This is a genomic window from Propioniciclava sp. LT432, from assembly GCF_059515965.1.
This window is the reverse complement of record NZ_JCAKNE010000025.1, coordinates 24,339-39,578: the sequence shown is the minus strand read 5'-3', so window position 1 is coordinate 39,578 and position 15,240 is coordinate 24,339. Positions and strand designations below refer to the sequence as shown.

Here is a 15,240-nt window from a genome sequence, read left to right as displayed (position 1 = left end):
TGCCGGGGACGGCGGACGGTAAGTTCTGGGGCCTCGGCTAGGTCGCCCTCGGGCGGTAAGGGGCACGCACGGACGCCGCAGGCTCGACCGGCCAGGTCCGCTCCGGCGGCGTCCCGTCGTGCACCTGGAGCCGCCGACGCTGGGACGCCCGAACCTCGTCGCCGAGCCCGTCGAGGTCACGGCCATGGAGCGCGACAGCGTGCAGACGGGCCTCCAGTTCGGCGAACCCGGGCCGTCCGGACAGGTTGACCGTCTCGTGGGGGTCATCCTCGAGGTCGACGAGGATCGACCGGTGCCCGCGCACCGCGCAGTACTTCCAGCGCCCGTCCCGGACGCCGACGAGCGGCTCGATCGTGCCCTCCCCCAGGTACTCGAACCTGACGGGGCCCCGATCGGCGCCCAGGGGGACGCCGTCGAGGCCCTCGGCGTCCGACACGCCGGCCCAGCCCAGCAACGAGGCCGTCAGGTCCAGCAGGCTGACCGGGGCTGTCCGGCGTCCGGTCAGCCCACGGGGCACGCGGACCACCAGCGGGACCCGCAGCGACCCCTCCCGCCACGTGCGCTTGAACCACATGCCGTGCTCACCGAGCATCTCCCCGTGGTCGGAGGTGAACACGACGATGGTGTCGTCGGACAACCCGAGGCGCCCGACCTCCGCCACCAGGGTCCCCACCGCGGCGTCCACCCACGAGACGCACGCGTAGTAGGCCCGCCGCGCCCGCAGTGTCTCCTCAGCGGTCAGCGGCCTGACGTCCGCCTCGTGGTGCACCTGGATCCAGCGGTCGAACGGGTGCAGGTCGTCGTCCGGACCCGCCACCGCCGGCGGAGGGATCAGCACATCGTCATAGGCGGCCCACTCCTCGGCGGTCACCACGAACGGGTCGTGCGGCTGGGCGAAGGAGGCACACAGCAGCCACGGGTCGTCCTGCGTCGAGAGCTGCCGCAGCCGGGCCAGAGAGCGGTGCAGCGCCTCGTCGTCGTAGCCACGCTGGAGGCTCCACGCGGCGACCGGCGCCTGGCGCAGGCGGTCGACGCTGGTGCCCGGGTTGGGCACCGGGGAGTCCGACCACGCGGGCGTGAGCGCGAAGGTGGTCGGCATGATGTCGGGCGTGAGGCGTTCGGTGAAGCCGTGGTGCTGGTCGGGCCCGACGAAGTGCATCTTCCCCGCCAGCACCGTCGTGTAGCCGGCCCGGTTGAGGTGGTGGGCGAACGTCGGCACCGAGGACGCCAGGTCAGACCCGTTGTCGAGCACGCCGTCGCGGCTCGGCATGCGCCCCGTCATCAGCCCCGCCCGGGACGGCGCACACAGCGGGGCTGCGGAGTAGGCCGCCTCGTAGGACATGGCGTCGGCGACGAGCGCGTCGAGGTGCGGCGTCCGGACGGCCGGGTGGCCGAGCGCCGCGATGCAGTCGGCGGCTAACTGGTCCGCCACGACCAGGAGGATGTTGGGCCGCCTCACGACAGCAACCGGACGCCGCGGCCCGCGTGGGCGCCCACGGTGAAGAACACGCGCGCGGCGGCCTCGAGTTCCTCGGCGAGGTCGGCGGCGGAGTCTAGGTCCGGCCCCGCCGTGAGCAGGCCATGGTTGGCCATGAGCAGTGCGGGCGCGACCCCGGCGACGACCCGGATCGACTCCGCGAGTTCGCTGCTCCCGGGCGGCGCGTAGTCGGCCACGACGAGCGGGTGCCCGAGCTTCATCCGCTGGTACGGCGTCAGCAGGGGCAGCTGGACGCCGTCGGCGTCCGGTTCGAGGCAGGCCAGGGCGGTCGCGTGGGGCGAGTGCAGGTGGACGGCAGCGCGGGCGTCCGGACGCTCGTCGTACAGCGCGACGTGCAGGGGCCACTCCTTCGAGGGGGGCGGGCCGTCCACGTGCTCGCCCGAGCGGGTGAGCACCGCCAGGTCCGACACCTGCAGCCGGGAGAACGAACCACCCGTCGGGGTGATCAGGAGTCGGTCCCCGACCCGCACCGACAGGTTGCCCGAACCCCCTGGCGAGAGACCTCGCTCCGCGAGGCGCCGGGCGGTGGTTACGACGTGCTCCGCGAGGCTCATGGGGCTGCCTCCCACGCGGTGGTGAAGAGGTCGGGCTCCCCGAAGTTGCCCGACTTGAACAGCACGGCGAGCCCCGACGGCGTCACCGTCCACGGGACGCCGGGCGCCACGTCGTCGCCCACGACGAGCGAGGTCAACCCCAACGCGGAGGCCACGGCCCCGGATGTCTCGCCGCCGGCGCAGAGCACGTGGGTGACGCCCAGGCTTCGGACGCCACGGCGCGCGACCTCGCCGAGCACCGCCTCGAACGCCCTGGCCAACGGCTCGACGCCCCAGCGGGACTGGTCCGCGGTCGCCCGTGCCGGTTCCACGACCGACGTCACGAGCACCGGGCGCTCGGGGTCGTCGTCCAGGTGACCGGCCACTTCGGCCAGCGCATCGTCGACCACGAGCGGGTCGGTCATCACGGCCTCGGCCCCGACCCGGACCACGGGGCCGGCGAACGCCGCCACCTGCTCGCGGGTCCGCGCCGACAGGCTGCCGGCGACGACCAACCGACGGCCGGGCCCGCCCTCGGCGCGTGGCAGCGGGTGGGCCACTCCCCCCGCCCGCGGCCCCACGGATCGCGCCAGGGCCCCCGCAAGGCCGGCCGCGCCGCCGACGACCACCTGCGGCCACCGGCCCAGCCCCAGCGCCCACGAGGCCACCCAGTCGAGGTCGCCCTCGGTCGTCGCGTCGACGAAGACGTGCCCGGCGGGCGGGCGTCCGGACGCCTCGACCAGCGCCACCGGACGCCGCGCCTGCGCGGCCATGAGCCGCTCCAGCGAGGAGTCGCGCATCGGGGTGAGCGGGTGGTCCTTCATCGGCGAGGACGCCAGCGGGACGCCGAGCACGAACAGGTCCCCGCCCACGGCCGTCCGGCCCACCCGCGGCGTCGCCGGCGTGTGCACCTGGGTCGCGCCCACCCCGCCGTCCTCGGACGCCAGCGCCAGCAGGGCGTCGCCGACCGGCCCGATGTTGCCGCGCTCGGTGGAGTCGAACGTCGAGCAGTACTTCTGGTAGAGCACGTCGGCACCGGCCGCCAGCAGCGCCCGCGCGGCCCGGACACTCCGGCCGACCGCCAGCTCCGGGGTGTCCTGCCGGGTGGTCAGCGCGATGACCCACGCGTCGGCGTCCGGCAGCGGTCCGTCGGGCACGCCGATGGTCAGCACCACGTGGTGCCCGGCGGCACGCACGGCGGAGGCGACGTCCGTCGCGCCCGTGATGTCGTCGGCGATGATCCCGAGCCAGCCCATGGCAGGAATCTAGCCGATCGAACCCCCGTGTGGAATCGATGCCTCATCGAGGCATACTGAGGCCATGCCCGATGTCCTGGCCCTGCACGGTTCCCCCGGTTCGGGGAAGAGCACCCTCGCCCGGGCCCTCGCCATGGCGCTCGCCGAGGCCGACACGCCGTGGGGCGTCATCGACCTCGACGACATCAGCCTGATCCACCCCTACCCGGGCAGGTCGTTCCCCCGCGAGAACCTCCGCCTCCTGTGGCCGCGGTACGTGGCTGCCGTGCCGGACATCAAGCTCATCATCCCGACCGTGTTCGCCGACGAGGAGGAGGTGGACCTGCTCCGAGCCGTCCTGCCCGGCGCCCGCCTGGTCATCTGCGAACTGGCGGCCCCCATCGACGTGCTGAAGCGGCGGGTCACCGAGCGCGAGCCCACCGACGCCATGGCTGCCGGCCTGCGCCGGTGGGTCGACGTCTACCACGCCCGCTCCGACCACGAGCGCATCCTGGACTTCCGGGTGAGCACGCACCCCGCGACCGTGGGCGAATCGGTCCAGGCGATCCTAGACGGGGCGGGTTGGGCCTGATCCCCCGCTGGCCACCTAGCTGTACCCGGCCAGGACGTTGGTAGCGGCGAGCCTGGTTGAACGAACGAGAACCTCCGAATGGGATGTGCTTGTCTACGGCCCACACTCACCCGGAGGTTCTCGCGTCCCACGGTAGCGTCCGCCTGACCGTTCACGGTCGTCGATTGATCGTTGGGGCCTTACCCCCGGATTCTGGACACGGGGTGTGATTACGCGGCGGTCTGCAGCGTAGTGGCCCGGCGGGCCTCGTAGGTGGATGGGGACAGGTAGCCGCACCAAGAGTGACGGCGTCGGGTGTTGTAGCGGACGAGCCAGCGGAAGAGTTCGCGACGGCAGGTCAGCTCGTCGGGCCAGCAGGCAGCGTCTTGGAGGACCTCGCGCTTCATCGCGGCGTTGAACGATTCAGCCAACGCGTTGTCGGCCGACGAGCCGACTGCACCCATGGATTGGGTGACGCCGAGGTTGGTGCACAGCTTGGCGTAGTCCTTGGAGCAGTAGACCGACCCGTGGTCACTGTGGAAGATCGCACCCGTGAGCCGCCCCCGGGTTGAGGCAGCCGCGTTGAGGGCGTCCTCGACCAACTCGGTCCGCATGTGGTCGGCCAGGGCCCAGCCGGCGAGCCGCCGGGAGTAGCAGTCGATGACGGTGGCCAGGTAGAGGTTCGTCCCGTCGGCCAATGGCAGGTAGGTGATGTCGCCGACGTAGCGGCGGTTCGGCGCGTCGGCGGTGAAGTGGCGCTTGAGCAGGTCGGGGTGCTTGTGCCCCGACGGCTCGGGGATCGTGGTTCGCACCCGACGCTTCTTCACGTAGCCGCGGATGCCCTCCAGGCGCATCACCCTGGCGACCCGCTTGTGGTTCACGCGCTCACCGTCAGGCGCGTTGTCGTTGAGCTCGGCGGTGATCCGTGGCGCACCCTGGGTGTTGTCCTGTGTGTGGACGGCTCGGATCCGCTCGGCGAGCTGAGCATCTGCCCGGGCACGCTCCTCGCGTGCCGGCGCCCCGGCTTTCCAGGCGTAGTAGGAGGAACGCTCGATCTCGACGAGCTGGCACAGTCGCTTCACCTCGAAGGTGGCGGAGTTGTCGGCGACGAACTGGAAGCGACTCACCAGCGCGTCTCCCCGGCGAAATACTTGGCCGCCCGCTGGAGGATCTCCCGCTCGGTGGTCAGCTTGGTGGTCTCGAGCTCGAGCTCGTTCACCCGTGCCTCCAGCCGGGCGATCTTCTGCTCCGCCGACTCATCGACCGGTGCAGACGGGCCCGCGGTCGAGGGCTTGGACTGCAGCGGACTGGAGGTCAGCGTCCCGTCAGCAGCGGTCTTCTTGCCGGTGCCGTAGACCTCGAGCCAGTGCCGCAATGTGCCGCGCACGATGCCCAGGTCCTCAGCGATGCCGCGGACCGTGGCCCCCGGCGTGGACTCGTACAAGTCGACGGCCTGACGACGGAACTCCTCGGAGTAGTTCTTCCTAGCCATATCTCGGATCATCTCGCTTCCCCAGCACCAAGTGCTGGATTCAGCGTGTCCAAGAACCGGGGTCAGGCCCCTTGCCCGTCATCAGGCCGACTGGCCCCAGGCCCAACATAGCCGCAGCGATGGGCGTATCCCGCAAGTGCGTCAAGACTTGGATCGATCGGTTCGTCGTCGAGGGCGAGGCGGGCTTGCTGACGCGGTCCTCACGGCCACACTCGATGCCCACCAAGACCAGCCTTGAGGTCGAGCAGCAGGTTCTGGCGGCTCGTGCAGCCCAACGTGATGGCCCCGACGTACTCGGGCCGAAGCTGGGCGTCGCGGCCCGTACCGTGTCGCGGATCCTGCGGCGCCACCAGGTGCCCCACCTACGTGAACTCGACCCGATCACCGGCGAGCTGATCCGGGCCTCGAAACAGACCGCCGTCCGTTACGAGCGTTAGCGACCCGGTGAACTGGTTCACATGGACGTCAAGAAGCTCGGCAAGATCCCGGCCGGGGGCGGCTGGAAGGCCCATGGCAGGCAGATGGGTTCCACCGCAGCCCGCAAGAAGATCAAGGTCGGCTACGACTATGTCCACTCCCTTGTCGATGACCACTCCCGGCTGGCCTACAGCGAGATCCTGCCCGACGAGAAGGGCCCGACCTGCGCCGGGTTCCTAGAGCGTGGCATCGCCTACTTCACCGCCCATGGCATCGCCCGGATCGAACGCCTGATGACCGACAACGCGTGGGCCTACCGCCAGTCCCTGCGAGCACTGTGTGCCGAGCACGGCATCAAGCAGAAGCTCATCAAACCCCACTGCCCCTGGCAGAACGGCAAAGTCGAACGCCTCAACCGCACCCTCGCCACCGAATGGGCGTACCGACGGATCTACACCACCAACGAGCAGCGCGCCGCAGCACTTGCCCCCTAGCTCGAGCACTACAACACTGAACGACACCACAGCGCACTCGGAGGCCAACCCCCGATCAGCCGTCTGCTACCAACCTGATGGCCGGGTACACCTAGCCCTGCGCAGGGGAATGTGGTATCGATTCCCTATGCCGTTTCACCCCGTCGGTCTCGGCATCGACATCGGGACGACCAACACGAAGGTGGTGGTCGCGGACAGCTCTGGCCCCACGCTGGTCCTGAGCCGTCCGACCCCGGCCGAGGCGTCCACGCTCCTAGGCGTCGTGGTGTCCCTGGTGCGCGAGGCCGTGGAGGCCGCCACGACCCCACCCCAAGCCGTCGGCATCGCCTCGATGGCGGAGTCCGGCTTCCCCCTGGACGCCGACCACCGGGCCCTCACCGGCCTGCTCTCCTGGCAGGACGCGCGCAGCGATGTCGCCTTCCAGGCGTGGGCCGCGGCGTTCGGGAGGGATGCCTTCTTCACGGCGACCGGCGTGCGTCCCGGGCCCAAACCTCCACTGTCACTCTGGCTCGACCAACGGCGCCACGACCCCGACCTCCTGGACGCCATGGCCCACTGGGCCGGAGCGGCCGACCTCGTCCACCATGCGCTGACCGGCCGACTCCGCACCGACCACACGCTGGCCGGGCGCACCGGGGCGTACCCGCTCCCCGAGACCGGGGCCGGTCTGGCCCCCGCCTTCGACCCAGACCTGCTCGCCGGGGCCGGCCTCTCCCCCGACCGCCTTCCCCGGGTCGGGCTGCCGGGCGAGGAACTGGACGTCGTGTCCCGCTCCCTCGCTGGTGCCACCGGCCTGCGTGCGGGGACACCCGTTCTGGTCGCAGGCCACGACCACCAGGTCGCCGCGTGGGCCGCAGGGGCTCGCGAACCGGGCGCGGTGGCCGACTCGGTGGGCACCGCCGAGGCGGTCCTGACGCTGGTCGACCGGGCACCCGACCGGGCAGCGCTGGGTCGGGACGGGTTCAGCCTCACCCGCGCGGTCGACGGGGCCACCGAAGTGGTCCTCGGCGGCTCCCCCGCCGCTGGCGGATTCCTGCAGTGGGTGGCCGACCGCCACACCGACGGCGACGTGGCCGCACTGCTCGCAGACGCGATGGCCGACCCGGCGGCGCTGGCGGGCGCGGCGTTCTGGCTCCCCTATCCCCGGGGCCGCCAGTGCCCCCACCCCGACCCGGACGCCGTCGCCCGCCTCGTCGGCGAGCCGACCGCGCCCCACGGGCTCCTCGCCCTCGAGGCCGTCTGCCTCCAGGCTCGGTGGATCACCGACGCCGCGGCGTCCCACACCGACCGAGCCGCAGGCGGCCCCGCGGTCGTCATCGGCGAGGCCGTCCGGCGCGACTCCACGTGGCAGGCCATCAAGGCCACCCTCGCCGGCGTCCCCACGCGCGTCGTCGACGTCGCCGAGCCCGTCGCCACCGGTGCCGCGTTGCTGGCGCTCGTCCGCACCGGGCTCGTCCCGAACGAGGTGTCCCTGCCGACCACTCCCCTCACCCCCGTCCCCCACCACGCGGCGGCCTACGGCCGCCGCCTGACCGAGTTCATCGACGCAGCAACCCGAGGAGAACCATGACCATCACGCTCGACGCCATCGCCCGCCCCTCCGGGGGCTTGGCCATGGTCGCCATGGACCAGCGCGAGAGCCTGCGGACGATGTTCGTCGACGCCGGCCTGCCCGACACCACGCCCGAGCACCTGACGGACTTCAAGCGCGACGTGGCGCGGGTGCTCAGCCCGTACGCCTCCGGCTTCCTGATCGACCGCGACTTCGGGTACCCCGAGGTCCGGGACGAAGGCCTGGTGGCACCCGGCAGCGGCCTGATCGTCGCCGCCGACGCCCTCGTCCAGGAACCTCTCGGACCGGTCACCGACACCAACCTGGACGCCACGGTGCTGGACGACGGCTACGACCTGGCCGGCGTGGTCGCCCTGAAGCTGCTGGTGAAGTGGAAGCGGGACGCCCGCCGCTCCGCACGCGTCGAGATGTCGCGCGCGTTCGTCGAGCGCTGCGCGGAGTTGGGCATGCTCAGCGTCCTGGAGCCTGTGGTCGACTCCACCCCCGCCGAGGTGGAGGCCGGGACGTGGGACGTCGACGAGGCCATCGTCGAGGCGGCGCGCGAGCTGTCCGCCGTCGGCCAGAGCCTGTACAAGGTGCAGGTTCCCCGCGCCGGACGCCCCGGGCCCCAGTTGGCCGAGGCCTGCGCGCGCCTGGACGGGGCGATCACCGGGCCGTGGGTCGTCCTCAGCCAGGGTGTGGCCCGCGACGACTACCTGGGGGCGGTCGAGCAGGCGTGCCGGGCGGGGGCGTCCGGCTTCCTGGCCGGCCGGGCGATCTGGTCCGACCTCGTCGGCTCCCGCGACCTCGCGGGCGACCTGGCCCGGGTCTCCGTGCCCCGCCTCGAGGCCCTCGCTGCCGTCGTCGACGCCCACGCCACCCCGTGGAGGGACAAGTGATCCTCGGCCTCGTCCACACCACCCCCGACAACCCGCAGCGGTTCGACGCGCTCGTCCACGAGCGCCTGCCCGGGGCCGACCTCCTCCACGTCGTCGATGCCTGGCTGCTCGACGAGGCCATCCGGCACGGTGTCGACGGGCGCCACGACGAGCACCTCGCCGCCCACGTCGAGCACCTCACGGCGCGCGGGGCCACCGCGATCCTGGTCACCTGCTCCTCGATCGGGGAGGTCGCCGACCGGGCTGCCCTGGACGCCCGCGTCCCCGTGCTGCGCGTCGACCGGCCCATGGCCCGGCGGGCGGGCTGGCTGGCGGCGGCCGGCGGCGGACGGCTCGTCGCGCTGGCCACGCTCGCGTCCACGCTCGACCCGACCACGCGCCTGCTCGCCGAGGAGGCATCGGAGGGCGTCGCGGTGGCCGGACGCGTCGTGCCCGGCGCGATCGAGGCCCGCCGGGCCGGCGACACCGCCACGTTCGACCGCCTCATCACCGAGGCCGTGGACGCCGCCCTCGCCGAGGGTGCCGTCGTGGTGCTCGCGCAGGCGACGATGGCGAACGCGCTGGGCGGCGACGACCGCGGCGGCCGCGTGCTCAGTTCACCGGTGTCCGCCGTGGACGCCCTCGTCGAAGCCGTGTCGTGACCCGGGTCATCGACCTGGACGGTCACGACTGGGCGTTCCGCGAAGCACTCGGCCAGACGTGGCTCTGGTACGTCAGCGACGCCCCGCCCGAGGCGGGCAACTCCGTCGCGGACGCCGTGGCGGCCGCGCAGGCCACCCGCGGCTGGATGCCCGCCCGGGTCCCGGGATCCGTCATCGGCGACCTCACCCGGCACGGGGACCTCGCCGACCCGTACCACGCGCGGAACTCGCTGGCCGCCGAGTGGACCAAGGAGCGGTACTGGATCTACCGCAGGCCGGTCCACCTGCCCGAGCTGGCCCCGGGCGAGTTCGCCACGGTGGAGCTCGACGGGGTCGACCCGGCCGCCGACGTGCGCTGGGACGGCCGCCCGCTGGGCCGGGTGGAGGGGTTGTACCACCGCCACCGGCTCCGCGTGCCCGACGACCTCGCCGGAGCGGGGGCCCACTGGCTCACGATCACCCTCGAGCCCGCCTTCGCCACCGAGCCCCAGGTCGGGTTCACCGACGCGGTCACCCGGGCGATCCCGCGCATGGGATTCGGCTGGGACTTCTGCCCCCGCATGGTCCACCAGGGGGTCTGGCGGTCCGCGCGCGTCGTCCTGGGCGCTGTGCAGCTCGAGTCGGTCACGGTCCGGCCCGAGCTCGACGGCACCCAGGGCCAGGTGCACGTCCGGACGGCGACGAGCGGGGCCGCCGCCCTTGACGTGACGGTCACCGATGCGGACGACTTCGTGGTCGCCACTGCCTCCGGTGCCCCTGGCGAGGACCTCACCGCCACCGTGGGTGACCCGGACCGCTGGTGGCCCCACGGCCTGGGTCCCCAATCCCGCTACACGGTCACGGTGACCGCTCGGGCCGGGGCGGCGTCCGACACCCGGGTGCTCACCACGGCCTTCCGCGACCTCCGGGTCGACCCCACCCCCGGCGCACCCGCGGATGCCCTGGGCTACACCTTCGTCGTCAACGACGCCGCCCTGCCCGGCACCGGCTGGAACTGGGTGCCCGCGGACGCCCAGTACGGCGAGGTCGACCCGGCCAAGGTCGAGCGCCTGCTCGACCTCGTCGTCGCCGCCAACGGCCGGCTGGTGCGGGTGTGGGGCGGCGGGTTGGTCGAGTCCGAGCACTTCTACGAGGCGTGCGACGCGCGCGGCCTGCTCGTGTGGCAGGAGTTCACGCAGAGCTCGTCGGGCCCGCGCAGCGTGCCCAGCGAGGACCCGGCCTTCGTGCAGCACCTGCGCGACGAGGCGACGCGCATCGTCCCGACGCTGGTGCACCACCCCAGCCTGGCCGCGTGGGCCGGCGGCAACGAACTGGGCTCCGACGAGCACCCGCTGGCCACCCAGGACTCGCCCGCCCTGATGGCCCTGGCCGCCGTCGTGGCGGACCTGGACCCCGGACGCCCCTGGTTCGCCACCTCCCCCACCGGGCCGCTGTTCGGCAACACACTGGCCTTCACCGACGAGCAGTTCGCCCGGCAGCACGACGTGCACGGGCCCTGGGAGCACCAGGGCCTCACCGCGCACCACACCCTGTACAACCGGGGCCAGTCGCTGGCACACACCGAGTTCGGCGTGGAGGGCATGACCAACCGGCGCTCGCTGGAGGCGCTCGTCCCCGAGCCCCAGCGCTGGCCCGCCGACCGCACCAACCCGGTCTACCGCCACACGGGCGTGTGGTGGATCAACGCGCCGCTCGTGCAGGACGCGTTCGGCGGCCGCCTCGACACGCTCGAGCCCCTCCGCCGGGCCTCGCAGCTGCTGCAGGCCACGGGGTTGCAGTACGCGGTCGAGGCGGACCGCCGCCGCGCGCCCCGCATGTCGCTGGTGCTGCCGTGGCAGCTCAACGAGCCCGTGCCCAACGCGTGGGGCACGTTCGCGGTCGACTGGTACGGCGACCCCAAGCCGGTCTACGACGCGATGGTGCGCGCGTTCGCGGACACCCGGGTCACGCTGCGCACCGACTCCAGCGTGTGGGCGGTGGGGCGTCCGGTGGTCGAGGCGTGGCTGTGGGCCTTCCGCGACCCCGTCCCCGGCGGGTCCACGGTCGAGCTCACCGCGCTCGACGGCGCGGGTCGGGAGCTCGCCCGCCGCACGCTCCCGGTGGCCGACGAGGTCGGGCGCCCGGTCGCGGTCGGGTCGCTGGACCTCGACGGGCCCGGCACCGGCCCGCTGGTCTGGCGCGCGGTCTGGCGGGACGCCGACGGGACCGTCCTCGACGACGAACGCGTGCTGGCGAGCCGGGACGCCGACTGGTCGGCCCTGCTCGACCTCGCGCCGGCCGTGGCCGTCGAGGCGACGCAGGGCGGCATCCGGGTCACCAACACCGGCCAGGCGATCGTGGTCAACCCGCGCCTGGTCGACGCGCGCCCGGTCGGCTCCCGCGGCTGGCCCGTGGTCTCCTCCGACAACCGCGTCCTGCTGCCCGGGGAGTCCCGGGCGTGGGGCGTCCGCTGGACCGCCGGAGCCGAGCGCGGCCCACTGGGTCTGGAGACGTTCCACCCCGCCACCGACACCGTCCTGCAGGAGGCGCCGTGATCATCACCCGACCCGCGTACACGCTCGAGGTGTCCACCGAGCGACCCCGCGCGACGCTCAGCGACCCCGACGGGCGGGTCTGGAGCGTGCTCAGCCTGGTCGGCACCGCCGACCGGGTCGACGCCCGCGACGAGACGCTGCCCGGCGTCACCACCGAGGTGGTCGAGGAGGACGGGGTCAGCCGGGTGGTCGTCACGCAGCCCTCCGCCGCCTGGGCGCGCAAGGCCGTCGTGCTGGAGTGCCACCCCGACCGGGTCGCCGTCCGCCTCGAGGTGGCGGGCGACGGCTGGCTCACGGAGGTGTCGTTGTTGGGCGGGCGCGCGATCCTGCCCACGGGCGCGGCGGGCACGTTCCGCTCATCGACCGGCTTCGCCTCGGTGTTCGTCCCCACGCCCACCGAGCCGATCGCCGTGGCCCGCCCTGCCGCGGCCGCGGCGGTGCTCAGTGCGGTCGGCGACGCCGAGGCCGGACGCCTCAACGGCATCTTCTCCCCTCCGCCGCTGTGCTTCGCGTTCGGGCGCGAGGCCGCCACCCGGGCCACCAAGCCGCCGAAGGGCGCCTGGCTCGCGGCCTGGGTGGACTGCCCCATCGACGAGATGACCTTCACCCAGGTCGGGTACTCACCGCTGGACGGTGGGTTCCGGTTCACGCTCGACTACGAGGCGCACACGGTGGTCGACGGCGCCTGGACGTCGCCCACCCTGGTGCTGCGGCCCACGGCGTCGGCCTGGACGGCGCTGGCCGAGTACGCGGAGGCCGTCACCCCGCCCCCGCCGGCGCAGGCACCGGACGAGTCGCCGGCCTGGTGGCTCGAGCCGATCTTCTGCGGCTGGGGCGCCCAGTGTGCGCTGGCGGCCGCCCGATTGCGGGAGGCCCCCCTCGACGACGCCGGCATGGTGGGCGGCGCCACCGTCTTCACGGCCGCCGGGTTGGCCACCCAGGAGAACTACGACCGGTGGCTGGCCCACCTCGCCGACCACGGCGTGAACCCGGGCACGGTGGTGCTCGACGACAAGTGGCAGTTGCACTACGGCGACAACGATCCCGACCCGGCCAAGTGGCCCGACCTCAAGGCCTGGATCGCGCGCCAGCACGGGGCCGGACGCCGCGTGCTGCTGTGGTTCAAGGCATGGGACCCCCAGGGCCTGCCGCCCGAGGAGTGCATCGTGGACGCCCTCGGCACCCCGATCGCCGCCGACCCCGGCAGCCCCGCCTACCAGGAGCGCCTCCGCGACCGGATCGGCTGGCTGCTCGGCCCCGACGGCCTGGACGCAGACGGGTTCAAGGTGGACTTCACCCAGCGCCTCCCGACCGGGGCGAGCCTGCGTGGCCGCGGGCCGTGGGGCATCGCCGGGCTCCACCGCCTCATGGCGGGGGTGTACGCCGCGGCCAAGGCCGCCAAGCCGGACGCCCTGGTGATCAACCACACGGTCCACCCGGCCTTCGCCGACACCACCGACATGGTGCGCCTCAACGACGTGCTGCGCTACGACACCGCGCTTGGCGAGGTGCCGGTGGCCCACCAGCTCCGGTTCCGGGCGAAGGTGGCAGCAGCCGTCCTGCCGGGCAAGCCCATCGACACCGACCAGTGGCCCATGCCCAACCGGGCCGAGTGGCTGGCGTACGCCGACAAGCAGTGGCGCCTCGGCGTCCCGGCGCTGTACTACGTGGACCGCATCGACAACTCGGGCGAGGCGATCACGCCCGACGACCTGGCGTTCGTCGCCCAGACGTGGGAGCGGTACCGGGAGGAGCGGTGACGGACGCCGACGTCGCGGTCTGGGCGGCCACTGCGGCCGGGGTGTGCGCGGCGGTCGCCGCGGCGTCCCGGGGGTGCTCGGTGGTGCTGCTGGAGGCCGGCGGGCACGTCGGGGGCATGACCTCGGGCGGGCTGGGCTGGACCGACCTGGGCGACGAGCGGGTCGTGGGCGGGTACGCCGCGCGGTTCCGCGCCGAGGTGGCCGCGCACTACGGGGTGCCGGTCGGGCGGTACGCCGGCCCCGAGCCCCACGTCGCCGAGGCCATCCTGGACCGGTGGCTCGCCGACGCCGGCGTCGACGTGCGCCTGGGCGTCCGGCTGGATGGGGTCACGACCCGCGCGGGACGGATCGAGGCCGTGTCGGTCGTGCCGGCCGACGGCCTGACCGGCACCGGGGCGGCACCCACGGCGTTCGGAGGCGGCGGGACCGTGCGGGCCGGGGTGTGGATCGACGCCTCCTACGAGGGCGACCTGCTCGCGCGGGCCGGCTGCACCTACGCGGTCGGGCGCGAGGACGTCGCCCTCCACGGCGAGTCCCTCGCCGGCCGCCAGGAACTCCTGCCCGGGCGCCACAACCTCCCGTTCGGGATCTCGCCCTTCGTCGACGACCCCACCGGCCACCGCGCCGGGCCGGTGCTGCCCGGCATTCGCGACGCGCCGCTCGCCCCGGTGGGCGCCGGCGACGGCGGCGTCATGAGCTACGGCTACCGGGTGTGCCTGACCCAGGAGCCGGATCGGATCCCGTTCGCCCCCCGGCCGGGCTACGACGGTGAGCGCTTCGAGCTCGCCCGGCGCCTGATCGCCCACTACGCGCGGACCGGCTTCGAGCACACCGCCGGGTGGTGGCTCGGGCTCACCCCGAACCTCCCCCGCGGCCGCGCGGACGGCAACTCCCTGGGGCCCTTCTCGTTGTCCCTGCACGATGGTTCGGCGTGGGCCTACCCCGAGGCGGACGCCGTGGGCCGCGAGGCGATCCGGCTGCGCCACCTGCACCACGCGCAGGACTTCTGCTGGTTCCTCGCCACGGACCCCACCGTGCCGCGCGCCGTCCGCGAGGAGTTCGGCACGTGGGGCCTGTGCCCCGACGAGTTCACCGACAGCGACCACTGGCCCCACCAGCTGTACGTGCGGGAGGCCCGACGCCTGCAGGGCGAGGTGGTGCTGACGCAGGCCGACCTGCAGGCCCCGACCAGATGGCCGGACACCGTCGCCCTGGGTAGCTACCACATCGACATCCGCGAGGTGCAGCGCACCTGGCGCTGGGCCTGGGAGCATCCCGACCCGGTGGCCCACGCGGTCACCGAGGGCTACCTCTCCGTGGCAGTCCCGCCCTATCCCATCCCCTACCGGGCCCTGCTGCCCCGCCGCGAGGAGTGCGCCAACCTGCTGGTCCCGGTGTGCGTGTCGAGCTCGGCGGTCGCCTTCGCGAGCGTCCGGATGGAGCCGCAGTACCAGATGCTCGGCCACGCAGCGGGCTTGGCCGCGGCGCTCGCCACCCGGCACCACGGGTTGGTGCACGCCGTCGACGTGGCGGTGCTGCAGGAGGCGCTCCACCGGGACGGGCAGGTGCTGGCGTGCTGAGGGGCCGACCCTAGCCCCGGAGGGGGTCCAGGGC

The 15,240-nt window shown here is 73.4% G+C and carries 11 protein-coding genes and 1 pseudogene; 8 read left to right on the top strand and 4 right to left on the bottom strand.

Annotation, left to right across the window (positions count from 1 at the left end; translation table 11 throughout):
• Positions 1-37: 37 nt before the first annotated feature.
• The 3 genes from AC5YDV_RS14510 to AC5YDV_RS14500 are packed head-to-tail and all read right to left on the bottom strand — an operon-like array spanning position 38 to position 3,287.
• The gene (locus AC5YDV_RS14510; RefSeq protein WP_496184198.1) at positions 38-1,459 is read right to left on the bottom strand and encodes a sulfatase-like hydrolase/transferase; all 1,422 of its coding nucleotides are present in this window, start codon (positions 1,457-1,459) and stop codon (positions 38-40) included.
• Positions 1,456-2,052, bottom strand: a complete 597-nt coding sequence (locus AC5YDV_RS14505) for a class II aldolase/adducin family protein (protein ID WP_496184197.1) — start codon at positions 2,050-2,052, stop codon at positions 1,456-1,458. The genes AC5YDV_RS14510 and AC5YDV_RS14505 overlap by 4 nt, the downstream gene beginning before the upstream one ends.
• Complete coding sequence (locus tag AC5YDV_RS14500) at positions 2,049-3,287, bottom strand: four-carbon acid sugar kinase family protein (protein ID WP_496184196.1); 1,239 nt, start codon at positions 3,285-3,287, stop codon at positions 2,049-2,051. Before AC5YDV_RS14500 ends, AC5YDV_RS14505 begins: the two co-directional genes overlap by 4 nt.
• Before the next feature lie 64 nt (positions 3,288-3,351).
• On the opposite strand from AC5YDV_RS14500, the gene AC5YDV_RS14495 reads away from it, so the two are divergent.
• Positions 3,352-3,858, top strand: a complete 507-nt coding sequence (locus AC5YDV_RS14495; protein ID WP_496184195.1) for an AAA family ATPase — start codon at positions 3,352-3,354, stop codon at positions 3,856-3,858.
• A gap of 209 nt (positions 3,859-4,067) precedes the next feature.
• Here the strand turns inward: AC5YDV_RS14495 and AC5YDV_RS14490 are convergent.
• Positions 4,068-5,329, bottom strand: a protein-coding gene (locus AC5YDV_RS14490; protein ID WP_496184194.1) for an IS3 family transposase whose coding sequence is annotated in 2 segments (ribosomal slippage) — positions 4,068-4,981 and positions 4,981-5,329 — 1,263 coding nt in all. Because the reading frame shifts where the segments join, the coding sequence is not laid out codon by codon here.
• A gap of 38 nt (positions 5,330-5,367) precedes the next feature.
• Between AC5YDV_RS14490 and AC5YDV_RS14485 the strand changes: the two are divergent.
• The 7 genes and pseudogenes from AC5YDV_RS14485 to AC5YDV_RS14455 all read left to right on the top strand — a co-directional run bounded on the left by AC5YDV_RS14485 (position 5,368) and on the right by AC5YDV_RS14455 (position 15,206).
• Positions 5,368-6,318, top strand: a pseudogene (locus tag AC5YDV_RS14485) (IS481 family transposase).
• A gap of 49 nt (positions 6,319-6,367) precedes the next feature.
• The gene (locus AC5YDV_RS14480) at positions 6,368-7,810 is read left to right on the top strand and encodes an FGGY-family carbohydrate kinase (protein WP_496184193.1); all 1,443 of its coding nucleotides are present in this window, start codon (positions 6,368-6,370) and stop codon (positions 7,808-7,810) included.
• Positions 7,807-8,691 carry an aldolase gene (locus tag AC5YDV_RS14475; RefSeq protein ID WP_496184192.1) on the top strand — a complete coding sequence of 295 codons (885 nt, stop codon included), beginning with the start codon at positions 7,807-7,809 and terminating at the stop codon, positions 8,689-8,691. Before AC5YDV_RS14480 ends, AC5YDV_RS14475 begins: the two co-directional genes overlap by 4 nt.
• Positions 8,688-9,332, top strand: coding sequence for an aspartate/glutamate racemase family protein (locus AC5YDV_RS14470; protein ID WP_496184191.1), 645 nt, complete (start codon positions 8,688-8,690; stop codon positions 9,330-9,332). Before AC5YDV_RS14475 ends, AC5YDV_RS14470 begins: the two co-directional genes overlap by 4 nt.
• Positions 9,329-11,866 carry a glycosyl hydrolase 2 galactose-binding domain-containing protein gene (locus tag AC5YDV_RS14465; RefSeq protein ID WP_496184190.1) on the top strand — a complete coding sequence of 846 codons (2,538 nt, stop codon included), beginning with the start codon at positions 9,329-9,331 and terminating at the stop codon, positions 11,864-11,866. Before AC5YDV_RS14470 ends, AC5YDV_RS14465 begins: the two co-directional genes overlap by 4 nt.
• Positions 11,863-13,626 carry a hypothetical protein gene (locus tag AC5YDV_RS14460; RefSeq protein WP_496184189.1) on the top strand — a complete coding sequence of 588 codons (1,764 nt, stop codon included), beginning with the start codon at positions 11,863-11,865 and terminating at the stop codon, positions 13,624-13,626. The genes AC5YDV_RS14465 and AC5YDV_RS14460 overlap by 4 nt, the downstream gene beginning before the upstream one ends.
• Complete coding sequence (locus AC5YDV_RS14455; protein ID WP_496184188.1) at positions 13,623-15,206, top strand: FAD-dependent oxidoreductase; 1,584 nt, start codon at positions 13,623-13,625, stop codon at positions 15,204-15,206. The genes AC5YDV_RS14460 and AC5YDV_RS14455 overlap by 4 nt, the downstream gene beginning before the upstream one ends.
• The last annotated feature ends 34 nt before the right edge of the window (positions 15,207-15,240 follow it).

Excerpts from the sequence above, each read along its gene's own strand:
- AC5YDV_RS14495 (WP_496184195.1), top strand. The coding sequence starts at position 3,352 with ATGCCCGATGTCCTGGCCCTGCACGGTTCCCCCGGTTCGGGGAAGAGC.
- AC5YDV_RS14500 (WP_496184196.1), bottom strand. The coding sequence starts at position 3,287 with ATGGGCTGGCTCGGGATCATCGCCGACGACATCACGGGCGCGACGGAC.
- AC5YDV_RS14480 (WP_496184193.1), top strand. The coding sequence starts at position 6,368 with ATGCCGTTTCACCCCGTCGGTCTCGGCATCGACATCGGGACGACCAAC.
- AC5YDV_RS14505 (WP_496184197.1), bottom strand. The coding sequence starts at position 2,052 with ATGAGCCTCGCGGAGCACGTCGTAACCACCGCCCGGCGCCTCGCGGAG.
- AC5YDV_RS14475 (WP_496184192.1), top strand. The coding sequence starts at position 7,807 with ATGACCATCACGCTCGACGCCATCGCCCGCCCCTCCGGGGGCTTGGCC.